The organism is Microbacterium limosum, from assembly GCF_036324365.1.
Taxonomy (GTDB): Bacteria; Actinomycetota; Actinomycetes; order Actinomycetales; family Microbacteriaceae; genus Microbacterium; species Microbacterium limosum.
Genome location: NZ_CP137080.1, coordinates 1,437,378 through 1,451,227, shown reverse-complemented (window position 1 = coordinate 1,451,227; position 13,850 = coordinate 1,437,378). Strand labels below are relative to the sequence as shown.

The following is a 13,850-nucleotide window of genomic DNA, read 5'->3' as shown; positions in this document are numbered from 1 at the left end:
ATGAGGAGAGCCGTGCCCCTAACCGCCGATGTCAAGGCCGAGTTGATGACGGTCCGCGACCCGCGTCCGCAGGCGCGCGTCGCGGAGGTGACGGCCCTGCTGCGGTTCTCCGGCGGCCTGCACTCCATCGCCGGCAAGATGGCCATCGAGGCCGAACTGGACTCCGAGGCGCTCGCCCGGCGGGCGGCGAGGGACATCATCGAGCTGTACGGCGTCCGGCCGGAACTGGGCCGCGTCCAGGCGTCTTCGTCTCGCCAGGAGGGCCACTTCATCGTCCGCGTGCGCGAGGGCGGCGAGACGCTGGCGCGCCAGACGGGCCTTCTCGACCAGCGCCGGCGCCCCGTGCGGGGCCTGCCCAACAAGCTGACGACGGGCTCTCGCGACGACCTCTCGGCGCTGTGGCGGGGCGCGTTCCTCGCCGCGGGGACCCTCACCGATCCGGGGCGGTCCGCGGCGCTCGAGGTGACGTGCCCGTCGTCCGAGGTCGCGATGGCGCTCGTCGGGGCGGCTCACCGCCTCGATGTCGCGGCGAAGGCGCGGGAGGTGCGGGCCGTGCATCGCGTCGTCGTGCGCGACGGGGATGCCATCCGGGCCATCCTGCACGCGATGGGCGCACAGCGGGCGGCCGCGGAGTGGGAACAGCTGCGCCAGCGCCGGGAGGTCCGCGCGGGGGTGAACCGTCTGGTCAACTTCGACGACGCGAACCTCCGGCGCTCCGCGCAGGCGGCGGTCGCCGCGTGCGCGCGTGTCGAGCGGGCCATGGAGATCCTCGGCGAGGACATCCCCGACCACCTGCGCGAGGCGGGGCGTCTCCGCCTCGCACACCGCGAGGCGAGCCTCGACGAGCTCGGGCACCACGCCGACCCGCCGTTGACGAAGGACGCCGTCGCCGGACGCATCCGCCGTCTGCTGGCGATGGCCGACAAGCGTGCGGAGGACGAGGGCATCCCCGGCACGGACGTCGGCATCCCCGCCGACGCCGACGTGTCGTAATCTCCCCCGGAGCGGGAAGCAACCCCCTGTCGGTCGTGTTGGCTCTCACTAGGATGAGAAGGTCATCCGCGCCGCGCGCGAGCGTGGCCACGACAGGAGAGAAAGCGAATATGGCGACGTACACCCTGCCCGATCTGCCCTACGACTACGCGGCGCTCGAGCCGCACATCAGCGCGACGATCATGCAGCTGCACCACGACAAGCACCACCAGGCTTACGTGACGGGTGCCAACACGGCGCTCGAGCAGCTGGCGGAGGCCCGCGACAAGGGCGACTTCGCGAACGTCAACAAGCTCGAGAAGGACCTCGCGTTCAATCTCGGCGGACACACGAACCACTCCATCTTCTGGACCAACCTCTCGCCGAACGGGGGAGACAAGCCCACCGGCGACCTCGAGTCGGCCATCTCCGATCACTTCGGCTCCTTCGACAAGTTCCAGGCGCACTTCACCGCCGCGGCCATGGGCGTCCAGGGCTCGGGCTGGGCGGGTCTGTTCTGGGACTCGATCGGTCAGAACCTGATCATCCAGCAGTTCTTCGACCAGCAGTCGCAGTTCGCGGCGGGCTCGGTTCCGCTGCTGCTGCTGGATGTCTGGGAGCACGCGTACTACCTCGACTACAAGAACGTCCGCGCGGACTACGTCAAGGCGTTCTGGAACATCGCGAACTGGGCCGACGTCCAGACGCGCTTTCAGGTGGCCCGCGAGAAGACGACGGGTCTGCTGGTAGGGTCGTGACGAGGTGAGGATGCCGCGGGGCCCTCGCCTGCCGGGGGCCCCGGCATCCTCTTCCCACCCCCCACAACACCGCGCCCCGGCGCGGTAGCAATGCGCCCGCGGGCGCGACGACAATGCGCCGTCGGCGCGACGAGAATCGGGAGACAACCGTGTCTGTCAAGATCGGCATCAACGGCTTCGGCCGCATCGGACGCAACTACCTCCGCGCGGCCCTCGCGCAGGGCGCGGACCTCGAGATCGTGGCGGTGAACGACCTGACCGACAACAAGTCGCTCGCTCACCTGCTCAAGTACGACTCGGTCGGCGGCCCTCTCGCTCAGGACGTGACCTACGACGGCGACTCCATCACGGTCGGCGGCCACCGCATCCGTGTCTTCGAGGAGCGCGACCCCGCGAACCTCCCCTGGGGCGAGCTCGGCGTCGACATCGTCATCGAGTCCACCGGTCGGTTCACCAAGGCCGAGGACGCCAGGAAGCACATCGCGGGTGGGGCGAAGAAGGTTCTCGTCTCCGCCCCCGCGACGGGCGACGACGCGACCATCGTGATGGGCGTGAACGAGGAGACCTACGACGCCGCGAGCGACGTCATCATCTCGAACGCCTCGTGCACCACGAACTGCCTCGCCCCGCTCGCCAAGGTGTTCAACGACGCCTTCGGCATCGAGCGCGGCTTCATGATGACCGCCCACGCGTACACGGCCGACCAGAACCTGCAGGACGGCCCCCACAGCGACCTCCGTCGTGCCCGCGGTGCCGCCATCAACATCGTCCCGGCCTCGACCGGCGCGGCCAAGGCCATCGGCCGGGTGCTGCCCGAGCTCAACGGCAAGCTGAGCGGCTCGTCGTACCGCGTTCCCGTTCCCACCGGATCGATCGTCGACCTCACGATCGTGACGCCCACCGAGGGCCTCACCGTCGAGCAGATCAACGCCGTCTACAAGCAGGCCGCGGCGGAGGGACGCCTCAAGGGCATCCTCGAGTACACCGAGGACCCCATCGTCTCGAGCGACATCCAGCTCAACCCCCACTCGTCGATCTTCGACGCCGAGCTCACCAATGTCAGCGGCAACCTGGTCAAGGTGTCGAGCTGGTACGACAACGAGTGGGGTTACTCCAACCGCCTCGTCGACCTCACCGAGTACGTCGGCGAGCGCCTGTAAGGCCCTTCGATGTCGCTGCGCACCCTCGAATCGCTGGGGTCGCTCGCCGGCACGCGCGTCATCGTCCGCTGCGATCTGAACGTCCCCCTGAAGGACGGGAAGATCACGGACGATGGCCGCGTGCGGGCGTCGCTGCCCACCCTCAACGCTCTCATCGGTCAGGGGGCACGCCTCGTCGTCTGCTCGCATCTCGGTCGCCCCGACGGCGCGCCCGACGCGAAGTACAGCCTCGCGCCCGTCGCCCAGCGTCTCTCCGAGCTGCTGGGCAAGCCCGTCGCCTTCGCGCGGGACACGGTCGGCGAGTCCGCGCATGACGCGGTGTCCTCGCTCGAGGACGGCGATGTCGCGGTGATCGAGAACCTCCGATTCAACCCGGGGGAGACCTCCAAGAGCGACGAGGAGCGCGGCGCCTTCGCGCGGCAGCTCGCCGAACTCGGAGACGCCCTCGTCTCCGACGGGTTCGGCGTCGTGCACCGCAAGCAGGCGAGCGTCTACGACCTCGCACAGATCCTGCCTTCGGCCGCAGGCCAGCTGATCGCCGCCGAGCTCGACGTGCTCGATCGCCTCACCGAGAACCCGGAGCGCCCCTACACCGTCGTGCTCGGCGGTTCCAAGGTGAGCGACAAGCTCGGTGTGATCTCGCACCTGCTTCCGCGTGTGGACAAGCTCCTCGTCGGTGGCGGGATGATGTTCACCTTCCTCGCGGCTCAGGGTCACAAGGTGGGCGCGAGCCTGCTCGAGGCCGACCAGCTCGACACGGTGCGCGGGTACATCGACGCGGCACGTGAGCGCGGCGTCGAGCTGATCCTTCCCGCCGACGCTGTCGTGGCTTCGGGGTTCGCAGCCGACGCCGACCACGTGGTCGCCCCCGCGGACGCGCTCGAGGGCACCCGGTTCGGCTCCACCGGCATCGGCCTGGATATCGGTCCGGCGACGGCGCACACCTTCGCCGAGGCGATCCGCGCAAGCCGCACGGTCTTCTGGAACGGCCCCATGGGCGTGTTCGAGATGCCCGCATTCGCCGCGGGCACCAAGACGATCGCGAAGGCCCTGACTCAGGTCGACGGGCTGTCGGTCGTGGGCGGCGGCGATTCGGCCGCCGCCGTCCGCCAGCTCGGGTTCGCCGACAGCGATTTCGGACACATCTCGACGGGCGGGGGCGCGAGCCTCGAGTTCCTCGAGGGCAAGAAGCTCCCCGGACTGGAGGTCCTCGGATGGCAGTGACGCGCACCCCGCTCATCGCGGGAAACTGGAAGATGAACCTCGATCACCAGCAGGCGATCGCTTTCGTTCAGAAGCTCGACTGGGCGTTGAAGGACGCGGGCCACGAGGCGGGGAGCGTCGAGGTGGCGCTCTTCCCGCCGTTCACCGGCCTCCGCAGCGTGCAGACGCTGATCTCCGCCGACAAGATCGCGTTCGCGCACGGCGCACAGGATGTCTCGGCCCACGACTCGGGCCCCTACACCGGCGAGGTGTCGGGGGCGTTCCTCAAAAAGCTCGACTGCGCATACGTGATCATCGGTCACTCCGAGCGCCGGCAGCACCACGCCGAGACCGACGAGATCGTCGGTGCGAAGGTCTCTGCCGCTCTCCGGCACGGTCTCGCGCCCGTGATCTGCGTGGGGGAGACCGCGGAGGACCTCGAGAAGCACGGCGCCAGTGCCGTGCCCGCGGCACAGCTCAGGACGGCGCTCGCGGGTGTCTCGGCCGACGCCGAGATCGTGGTCGCATACGAGCCGGTCTGGGCGATCGGGTCCGGCCAGGCCGCGACGCCCGAGCAGGCGCAGGAGGTGTGCCGCGCACTTCGCGGCGTCATCGCCGGCACTCTGGGCGAGGACGCGGCGGCGCGCACCCGCATCCTGTACGGCGGATCTGTGGCCGCGGCGAACATCGCGGGCTTCATGCGAGAGCCCGATGTGGACGGCGCCCTCGTCGGCGGCGCGAGCCTGAAGGTCGACGAGTTCGCGGCGATCATCCGCTACCAGAAGCACGTGGGCGTCTGAGCGTCCCCGTATACTTGTCGACGGCCCGCCCGCATCCGGGGGGCCGTGTGAAAGGCCTACTCTTCGTGCAGATTCTCGAATTCGTCCTCCAGGTGGTGCTCGGCCTCACGAGCCTGCTGCTGACGCTGCTGATCCTCCTGCACAAGGGCCGCGGTGGCGGCCTTTCCGACATGTTCGGCGGCGGAATGACCTCCGCGCTCGGTTCGTCGGGCCTCGCCGAGCGCAACCTCAACCGATTCACGATCGTGCTGGCCCTCGTGTGGTTCGTCACGATCGTTGCTCTCGGGCTCATCACGAAGTTTCAGGGACTGTAAACATGGCGACAGGCGGCAACGCGATTCGCGGCACTCGGGTGGGTGCCGGCCCGATGGGCGAGCAGGATCACGGTTTCCACGCCGAGCGCGTGGCCGTGTCGTACTGGGATTCCCTGGGCAACGAGACCGTGCGTTACTTCGCAGCGGGAGTCGCCGACGAAGAGATCCCCGACATCATCGACAGCCCCCACTCGGGTCTGCCTGCGGGACGCGACAAGGCCAACCCGCCCGCTCTCGCGAAGACCGAGCCGTACAAGACGCACCTCGCCTATGTGAAGGAGCGGCGCACCGACGAGGAGGCGTCACAGCTTCTCGACGACGCCCTGAAGCAGCTCCGGGAGCGCCGCGGTCAGTAGTCCCCGCTCGCGTCCGTCGACCACGACCGGAGTGCGGCTGGGAGCACTTCGGGATCCTCAGTCGGGATCGATGAGTTCTTCCGGAACCTCGGCCGCGGCATCCACATCGACGAAGAACAGCGTGCTGCGTCGTCCCTTGGCGCCTGCGGCGGGAACGCTCAGGTAGCTGGCCCCCGCCAGCGCGAGACCGAGTGCGGAGGCCTTCTCGGCGCCCGTGAGCACGAGCCAGACACGCTGGGACGCGTTGATGACCGGCCTGGTCAGCGTCACACGGGTCGGCGGAGGCTTGGGGGAGTCGTGGACGGCGACCGCCCCGCTGTCGCTCACGCGGATCTCGTCTCGATCCGGGAAGAGGGAGGCGATGTGGGCGTCGGGACCGACGCCCAGCAGGCACACGTCGAACGACGGCCACCGAAGGCCGGAGGTGTCGTCGGCGAACCGGGCGAGCTCCTCGGAATAGCGCTCTGCCGCCTCTTCTGCGCTGAGACCCGAGTCGGTCGACGCGATCGAATGGATGTTCTCCTCGGGAACGTCCAGCACGTCGAGGAGAGCGGCGCGTGCTTGGAGATCGTTGCGCTCGGCATCCTGCTGGGGGACGAAGCGCTCATCGCTCCACCAGAAATGCACGCGGCTCCAGTCGACCTGGTCGCGCGCGGGGTGGTCGGCGACGCCGGCGAGCACCCCGATACCCGCGCCCCCGCCCGTGAGGGCGAGATGGACTCGCTCCTTCTCGTTCGTGAGCCTCGTGAGTTTGTCGAGGAGCCGCCGCGAGACGACGTCTACGACGGTGGCACGGTCGGCACTGACGACGACACGCCTCTCGGCGGAAAGCTCAGACGACATCAGACCCCCGGCTCGTCGGGGGGGCCAGCAGCGACCACCCCTCGCTGATCACCCGACCATACAGCAGGTCGGGGTCGAGGCGACGCAGTTCCTCCGCGAGGCATTCGCGAAGGGTGCGCCGGGGGAGCACGAGATCGTGGCGCGGCTGTCCCGGTTGCGTGAGGCAGGCCACTCCCGGGTTCGGACGCTCGAGCAGGATGTCGCCGGAGTCGCGGACGAGACGCACCGACTTGATGCCCTCCGACCACTCGCCGGAGGGCATGTACTCCCAGGAGACGGGCACGTCGAGCTTCAGTCGCAGCCACGCGGCGAGAAGCGCGGTCGATGGAGACGAGCTCGCTCCCCGCACTTCAACCCCCGTGACGGGGTCGAACGGCGGCTGGTCGAGCACGGCGGCGAGCTGCTCGCGCCAGTGCGTCAGCCGCGTCCAGGCGAGGTCGGTGTCGCCGGGAGCATAGACCTCGCCGAGCTCCTGGAGACGCCGCGGTTCGAAGGGCCCGGTGGATGCGTCGGTGATACGGCGCTGGGCGATACGGCCGAGCGGCGAGGAGGAGGGCACCGCCGGGGGAGTGTCCGGCCACCAGACGACCACGGGTGCGTCCGGAAGCAGCAGCCCCGTGACGAGGGCCTCCTCGTTGGATGCCGCGTCGCCGTGCGCACGCAGCACGACGACCTCGCTGGCACCCGCGTCGCCACCGACGCGGATCTGCGCGTCGAGGCGGGCGTCGCCGGCGTCGTCGGTCATCAGCACGATGACCCGCATCGGATGCTCGCGGGACGCGTCGTTGGCGGCCTCGATCGCATCCTCCGCGACTCCCTGTCGCGTCGCGATGACGAGTGTCAGCACGCGGCCGAGCGCGACGGCTCCGCCCTCCTCGCGCGTCGACACGAGCGAACGCGCGATCTTGCTGACAGTCGTGTCGGGCAGGTCGATGATCACGGGCGCCTCCAAACGCGGCCGTCACGGGCGAGCAGGGCATCGGCGGACGCCGGCCCCCACGAGCCCGGGCTGTATTGCTCGACGGGGCCGCCCTCCTGTGCCCAGAACTCCTCGACGGGGTCCAGGATGCGCCAGGAGAGTTCGACCTCTTCGTGACGCGGGAACAGGGGTGGCTCGCCGAGGAGCACGTCGAGGATGAGCCTCTCGTACGCCTCGGGACTCGCCTCCGTGAAGGCGTGCCCGTAGCCAAAGTCCATCGTCACGTCGCGCACCTGGGTGCCGGCGCCGGGAACCTTGGACCCGAAACGGATCGTCACGCCCTCGTCGGGCTGGATGCGGATCACGAGCGCGTTCTGGCCGAGCTCGAGCGTCTGGCTCCGTGCGAAGAGGTGCTGCGGAGCCCTCTTGAACACGACGGCCACCTCGGTGACGCGGCGGCCCAGGCGCTTGCCGGTGCGGAGGTAGAAGGGCACTCCCGCCCACCGGCGCGTCGCGATCTCGAGCTTGATGGCGGCGAAGGTCTCGGTGGTGGAGGACGGGTCCATGCCGTCCTCCTCGAGGAAGCCGCGCACCTTCTCGCCGCCCTGCCATCCGCCCGCGTACTGGCCGCGAGCCGTGGCCTCGGCGAGATTCTCGGGTAGCTCCACAGCGGCCAGCACCTTCTCCTTCTCGGCGCGGAGGTGGCTGGCGTCCAGGCTGATCGGCTCCTCCATCGCAGTGAGGGCGAGCAGCTGCAGCAGGTGGTTCTGGATCACATCCCGCGCGGCGCCGATGCCGTCGTAGTATCCGGCCCGGCCGCCGACGCCGATGTCCTCGGCCATCGTGATCTGCACGTGGTCGACGTAGTTGCGGTTCCAGATCGGCTCGTACAGCTCGTTGGCGAAGCGCAACGCCAGGATGTTCTGGACCGTCTCCTTGCCGAGATAGTGGTCGATGCGGAAGATCGAATCCGCGGGGAACGCGACCTCGAGCGCCTCGTTGAGGGCTCGAGCGGAGGCGAGATCATGACCGAACGGCTTCTCGATCACGACCCGGCGCCACGAATCGTCTCCCGCGGCGTCCTCCCCGACGAGGCCCGAGTCGCGGAGCTGACGTGCGACGAGCGGGAAGTCCTTGGGCGGGATCGACAGGTAGTAGGCGTGGTTTCCCATCGTGCCCCGCTCGACGTCGAGCTTCTCCACGGTCTGGCGAAGCCGGGCGAAGGCGTCCGGGTCGTCGAACTCGCCCGAGACGAACCGGATTCCCTGAAGCAGCTGATTCCACGTGTCCTCACGGAAGGGCGTGCGCGCGTGCTGCTTGACGGCGTCGTAGACGACGGCGGCGAAGTCCTGGTCCTCCCAGTCGCGGCGTGCAAAACCCACCAGGGCGAACCCCGGGGGAAGCAGTCCGCGGTTGGCGAGGTCGTACACCGCAGGCATGAGCTTCTTGCGCGACAGGTCTCCTGTCACGCCGAAGATCACGAGCGCGCTGGGCCCTGCGATGCGGTTCAGGCGGCGGTCGTCGGGGTCGCGCAGGGGGTTGTGTCCGCGCGAGATCTCGATGGGTGGCATGGCGAGATGGTCCGTCCTTGCGTGGTGTCGGCCCGAGCTACTGCGCGGCTTCGAAGAGCGAGAGCACGTCGACAGCGGGATCGGTCAGCGTGAGCGTGACGACGGGGCGTCCGTGGGCGGCGAGGACCGAGGCATCCCCCGCGGCCTGAGCTTCGATCAGCTGACCGAAGGTGAAGGGCAGGCCGGGGATCTCCAGGTCGACGTCGGTGCGTTCGGTGATCTGCAGGAAGACGCCCGTGGCGGGGCCGCCCTTGTGATACTGGCCCGTGGAGTGGAGGAAGCGAGGCCCCCAGCCGAACGTCGTCGGCCGGCCGGAGTCGGCCGCGACGAGTTCGCGCAGTCCTGCGAGCTGGGGGATCTCCAGCCGGTTGACGTACGCCTGCACCGAGACGTACCCGTCGGGTCCGAGCCGGGACCAGAGGGAGTCGAGGACGCCCGCGATCGTTCCCGACGCGGCGAGCTCCGGCTCGCTCACGCGAACCTCGACGCCGTCGACGACGAAGGCGGGCGCGGACGGCTCGGGACGCTGCTCGAGCAGACCGCGGGTGGCGACCTTGGCCGATTCCACATCGGGCTGGTCGAACGGGTTGATGCCGAGGAGGCGGCCGGCGATCGCGGTGGCGTACTCCCAGACCACGAGCTGCGCGCCCAGGGAGCCGCTCACGAGCACCTCGCCGGGGTGGCGCTCCAGGATGCGGAAGTGAGCGGCGTCGTCGACGAGTCGCGCGACGAGCAGGTCGTGGAGTTCGACCTCGAGCTCGGGGGAGACGGGGAGGAGGACCACGGGCAGGATGCCGGTGCCGTCCTTGCCCGTCGACTCCGCGATGAGCTGCTCGATCCAGTCGGGCAGGCCCTCGATGTGGGTGCCGTCGGAGACGAGCCCGAGCTTGTCCTTGCGCGCACCGGCCGCGTTCTGCGTCGCCGCGATGGCGGCACCCAGCGCGAGTGCGGGGTTCTCGGGGCTGTCGACGGCCACCTCGAGCAGCGTGGCGTCGGCCTCGTCGAGCAGTTCGCCGATGTCTGCGCCGGCAAGCCCCGACGGCACCAGTCCGAACGCGGTGAGCGCCGAGTAGCGCCCGCCGACATTGGGGTCGGCGTTGAAGACGTGGTAGCCGGCCTCGCGAGCGGACGCGTCCAGAGGGGACCCGGGATCGGTGACGACGACGATGCGCTCGGCCGGGTCGATGCCGAGGTCGCGGAATGCGGCCTCGAAGGTCCGCCGCGCCGAGTCGGTCTCCACCGTCGAGCCGGACTTCGACGACACGATGAGCGCCGTGCGCTCGAGTCCGCCGGACTCGCTGTCGCCGTCGAGCGCCGCCAGGACCTGCCCGGGTGCCGTCGAGTCGAGGATCACGAGCGGGACGCCTGCGGTGCGGGTGATGACCTCGGGCGCGAGGGATGATCCGCCCATCCCGGCGAGGACGAAACGATCGACGCCGCGCGCCGTGAACTCGGCACGGAGGCGCTCGATGGGGGCGACGAGCGGTCGCGAGATCGAGACCGCATCGACCCAGCCGAGCCGCTTCGACGCCTCTTCCTCGGCTGCCGGACCCCACAGCGTCGGATCGCCCGCGGTGATCCGCGAGGCCACGAGGTCGGCGATGAGCGCCGGTACCGTGGCCTCGACGGCCGCCTTCGGGGCCCCCGACACGTGGATCTCGAAGCTCATCGGGTCGTCTCCGCGGCACCCGCCAGGGCAGTCTTGACCGTGTCCTGCAGCTCGCGCCACGAGACGACGAACTTCTCGACGCCCTCGTCCTCCAGCACCTGCGTCACGTCGTCGATGTCGACCCCAGCGGCGGCGAGGTCGTCGAAGACCTGGTGCGCCTCGGCGTAGGCGCCGGTGATGGTGTCGCCCCTGATGACACCGTGGTCGAAGGTGGCCTCGAGGGTCTTCTCGGGCATCGTGTTTACGGTGCCGGCCGTGACGAGCTCGGTGACGTAGAGGGTGTCGGGCAGTGCGGGGTCCTTGACCCCGGTCGAGGCCCACAGGGGACGCTGCACGTTCGCACCCGCGGCGAGGAGGGCCTGGGCGCGGTCCGTCGCGAACTCCCGCTGGTAGAGCTCGAACGCCAGACGGGCATTGGCGATGCCCGCCTTGCCCTTCAGCGCGGCGGCCTCCTCCGTGCCGATCTCCGCGAGGCGCTTGTCGACCTCGGTGTCCACCCGCGAGACGAAGAATGACGCGACGGACTGGATGCCGGCGAGGTCGATTCCGGCAGCCTGCGCCTTCTCGAGCCCCGACAGGTAGGCATCGATGACCGCGGCGTACCGCTCCAGGCTGAAGATCAGCGTCACGTTGACGCTGATGCCCGCGCCGATCACCTCGGTGATGGCGGGGAGTCCGGCCTTGGTGGCGGGGATCTTGATCAGCGCGTTCGGGCGGTCGACGGCCGCCGCGAGCTTGCGCGCCTCCGCAACGGTGGCCGCGGTGTCGTGCGCGAGGTCGGGGGAGACCTCGATCGAGACCCGGCCGTCGACGCCGTCGGTGGCGTCGTAGACGCCGCGGAAGATGTCGGAGGCGGCCCGGACGTCGTCCGTCGTGAGCTCGAAGATGGCCTCATCGGTGCTCGCGCCGCGCGCGGAGAGGGCCGCGACCTGCTCCTCGTACGCCTCGCCCTTGGAGAGCGCGGCCGCGAAGATCGTCGGGTTCGTCGTGACCCCGCTGACGTTGCGGCTCTCGATCAGTTCGGCGAGGTTGCCCGTGCGGATCCGATCGCGGGAGAGGTCGTCGAGCCAGATGCTGACACCGGCGGCGGTCAACTGTGCGGTGGGGGTGCTCATGCGTTCTCCTTGATGCTCTCCAGAGCCGCCTGTACGACGGCGTCGTGCGTGAGTCCGAACTCGGTGTAGAGGGTCTTGTAGTCGGCGGAGGCGCCGAAGTGCTCGATCGAGACCGAGCGGCCCTTGTCGCCGACGAGCTCCCGCCAGCCGAGCGCGAGGCCGGCCTCGACCGATACGCGAGCACCGATGTGCGGCGGCAGAACGGCGTCGCGGTAGCTCGCGTCCTGCTCGGCGAACCACTCGAGCGACGGCGCCGACACGACGCGTGCGTGGACGCCCTGCTCGGCGAGTGCCGCGCGTGCGGCGACGGCGATCTGCACCTCTGAGCCCGTGGCGATGAGGATCACGTCGGGGGTTCCGTTCGCGGCCTCCGCCAGCACGTACGCGCCCTTGGCGACGCCCGCCGTCGAGGCGAAGGTGTCACCCTCGGCGTCGCCCTCGCCCCGGTCGAAGACGGGGATGTTCTGGCGCGTCAGCGCAATTCCGGCCGGGCCCCCCTGCCGGCGCAGGATCTCGAGCCATGCCGCGGCGGTCTCGTTGGCGTCGGCGGGGCGAACGACCGTGAAGTTCGGGATCGCGCGGAGCGTCGCGAGCTGCTCGATCGGCTGGTGCGTCGGGCCGTCCTCGCCGAGGGCGATCGAGTCGTGCGTCCAGACGAAGATGCTGCGGATGTCCATGAGCGCAGCCAGACGCACGGCCGGGCGCATGTAGTCGCTGAAGATGAGGAACGTCCCGCCGAACGCGCGGGTCGGTCCGTGCAGCACGATGCCGTTGAGGATCGAGCCCATCGCGTGCTCGCGGATGCCGAAGTGAAGGACTCGCCCGTAGGGGTTGCCGCTCCATTCGTGCGTCGACCATTCCTCCGGGATGAACGAGGCGGCGCCGTTGATGGTGGTGAGGTTGGACTCGGCGAGGTCCGCCGATCCGCCCCAGAGCTCGGGCATGTGCGCCGCGAGAGCATTGAGCACCTTGCCCGACGCCGCCCGGGTGGAGACGTCCTTGCCCGGCTCGAAGACGGGGAGAGCTTCCTGGATGCCGTCGGGCAGCTCTCCGGCGAGCACGCGGTCGAGCAGCGCCTTGCGCTCGGGGTTTGCGGCGGCCCAGGCGTCGAAGTCCTGCTGCCAGGCCGACTTGTCCGCCTCGCCTCGCTCGGCGAGGGCGCGAGTGCGGGCGAGGACGTCGTCGGCGACGACGAAGCTCTTCTCGGGGTCGAAACCGAGGACCTTCTTCGTCGCGGCGAGCTCGTCGGCGCCGAGCGCGGATCCGTGGATCTTGCCGGTGTTCTGCTTGCCCGGGGAGGGCCAGCCGATGACGGTCTTGAGGATGATGATCGACGGCTTGTCGGTCTCGGCCTTCGCCGCCTCGATCGCGCTGTAGAGCTCGGCGACGTCCTCGACGTACTCGCCGGTCTTCTTCCAGTCGACGGTCTGAACCTGCCAGCCGTACGCCTCGTACCGCTTCGCGACATCCTCGGTGAACGCGACGTTGGTGTCGTCCTCGATCGAGATCTGGTTGGCGTCGTAGATGACGACGAGGTTGCCGAGCTTCTGGTGACCCGCCAGCGACGAGGCCTCAGCGGTGACGCCCTCCTGCAGGTCGCCGTCCGAGGCGATGACGTAGATGAAGTGGTCGAAGGGAGACGTGCCGGGGGCCGCCTCCGGGTCGAACAGCCCGCGCTCGTAGCGCGCCGCGTAGGCGAAACCGACGGAGGACGCGAGACCCTGCCCGAGCGGGCCGGTCGTGATCTCGACGCCGTTCGTGTGGCGGTACTCGGGGTGTCCCGGAGTGAGTGAGCCCCACGTGCGCAGCGCCTTGAGGTCGTCGAGCTCGAGACCGAATCCGCCGAGGTACAGCTGCACGTACTGCGTCAGCGAGGAGTGGCCGGCCGAGAGGATGAACCGATCGCGCCCGAGCCAGCCCGTGTCCGTCGGATCGTGACGCATCACCTTCTGATACAGCAGGTAAGCGGCCGGAGCCAGGCTCATCGCGGTTCCGGGGTGGCCGTTGCCCACCTTCTCCACCGCATCCGCAGCAAGAACGCGAACCGTGTCCACGGCGCGCTCATCGATCTCATCCCAACGCAGCTCCGACACCGGACCGCCCTTCGTTTGGTGGGGGAGCGCCCGCGCATGGCCCTGTGACATGGCCCGCAGCGGCGGGTTCGTGCTCA

The 13,850-nt window shown here is 69.5% G+C and carries 13 protein-coding genes; 7 read left to right on the top strand and 6 right to left on the bottom strand.

Features of this window, described 5'->3' with window-relative positions; translation table 11 throughout:
- The first annotated feature begins 12 nt into the window (after positions 1-12).
- The 7 genes from whiA to RYJ27_RS07015 all read left to right on the top strand — a co-directional run bounded on the left by whiA (position 13) and on the right by RYJ27_RS07015 (position 5,563).
- The gene (gene whiA, locus RYJ27_RS07045; protein WP_330169661.1) at positions 13-993 is read left to right on the top strand and encodes a DNA-binding protein WhiA; all 981 of its coding nucleotides are present in this window, start codon (positions 13-15) and stop codon (positions 991-993) included.
- 110 nt (positions 994-1,103) lie between these two features.
- Entirely contained in the window at positions 1,104-1,730 is a 627-nt protein-coding gene (locus RYJ27_RS07040; RefSeq protein WP_330169660.1) for a superoxide dismutase, read from the top strand.
- 149 nt (positions 1,731-1,879) lie between these two features.
- Complete coding sequence (gene gap / locus RYJ27_RS07035; protein WP_330169659.1) at positions 1,880-2,890, top strand: type I glyceraldehyde-3-phosphate dehydrogenase; 1,011 nt, start codon at positions 1,880-1,882, stop codon at positions 2,888-2,890.
- Positions 2,891-2,899: 9 nt separating this feature from the next.
- Complete coding sequence (locus RYJ27_RS07030; protein ID WP_330169658.1) at positions 2,900-4,114, top strand: phosphoglycerate kinase; 1,215 nt, start codon at positions 2,900-2,902, stop codon at positions 4,112-4,114.
- The gene (tpiA, locus tag RYJ27_RS07025) at positions 4,105-4,893 is read left to right on the top strand and encodes a triose-phosphate isomerase (RefSeq protein WP_330169657.1); all 789 of its coding nucleotides are present in this window, start codon (positions 4,105-4,107) and stop codon (positions 4,891-4,893) included. Before RYJ27_RS07030 ends, tpiA begins: the two co-directional genes overlap by 10 nt.
- Positions 4,894-4,958: 65 nt before the next feature.
- On the top strand, positions 4,959-5,207 hold the full coding sequence (gene secG / locus RYJ27_RS07020) for a preprotein translocase subunit SecG (RefSeq protein ID WP_330169656.1): 249 nt from the start codon (positions 4,959-4,961) through the stop codon (positions 5,205-5,207).
- Between the two features lie 2 nt (positions 5,208-5,209).
- A complete protein-coding gene (locus RYJ27_RS07015) occupies positions 5,210-5,563 on the top strand; it encodes an RNA polymerase-binding protein RbpA (protein ID WP_330169655.1) in 354 nt (117 codons plus the stop codon).
- Positions 5,564-5,620: 57 nt separating this feature from the next.
- Here RYJ27_RS07015 and pgl read toward each other — a convergent pair whose 3' ends face one another.
- Genes pgl through tkt form a run of 6 tightly spaced genes read right to left on the bottom strand, consistent with a single transcriptional unit; the run spans position 5,621 to position 13,773 of the window.
- The gene (gene pgl, locus RYJ27_RS07010) at positions 5,621-6,406 is read right to left on the bottom strand and encodes a 6-phosphogluconolactonase (RefSeq protein ID WP_330169654.1); all 786 of its coding nucleotides are present in this window, start codon (positions 6,404-6,406) and stop codon (positions 5,621-5,623) included.
- Positions 6,396-7,346, bottom strand: coding sequence for a glucose-6-phosphate dehydrogenase assembly protein OpcA (locus tag RYJ27_RS07005; RefSeq protein WP_330169653.1), 951 nt, complete (start codon positions 7,344-7,346; stop codon positions 6,396-6,398). The genes pgl and RYJ27_RS07005 overlap by 11 nt, the downstream gene beginning before the upstream one ends.
- Positions 7,343-8,896: a glucose-6-phosphate dehydrogenase gene (zwf, locus tag RYJ27_RS07000; RefSeq protein ID WP_330169652.1), complete on the bottom strand. Its 1,554-nt coding sequence runs from the start codon at positions 8,894-8,896 to the stop codon at positions 7,343-7,345. The genes RYJ27_RS07005 and zwf overlap by 4 nt, the downstream gene beginning before the upstream one ends.
- 37 nt (positions 8,897-8,933) lie before the next feature.
- Complete coding sequence (locus tag RYJ27_RS06995) at positions 8,934-10,565, bottom strand: glucose-6-phosphate isomerase (RefSeq protein ID WP_330169651.1); 1,632 nt, start codon at positions 10,563-10,565, stop codon at positions 8,934-8,936.
- Positions 10,562-11,680, bottom strand: a complete 1,119-nt coding sequence (tal, locus tag RYJ27_RS06990; RefSeq protein WP_330169650.1) for a transaldolase — start codon at positions 11,678-11,680, stop codon at positions 10,562-10,564. The genes RYJ27_RS06995 and tal overlap by 4 nt, the downstream gene beginning before the upstream one ends.
- Positions 11,677-13,773 (bottom strand): transketolase, encoded by a 2,097-nt coding sequence (gene tkt, locus RYJ27_RS06985; protein ID WP_330169649.1) that lies wholly within the window; start codon positions 13,771-13,773, stop codon positions 11,677-11,679. The genes tal and tkt overlap by 4 nt, the downstream gene beginning before the upstream one ends.
- Positions 13,774-13,850 lie beyond the last annotated feature (77 nt).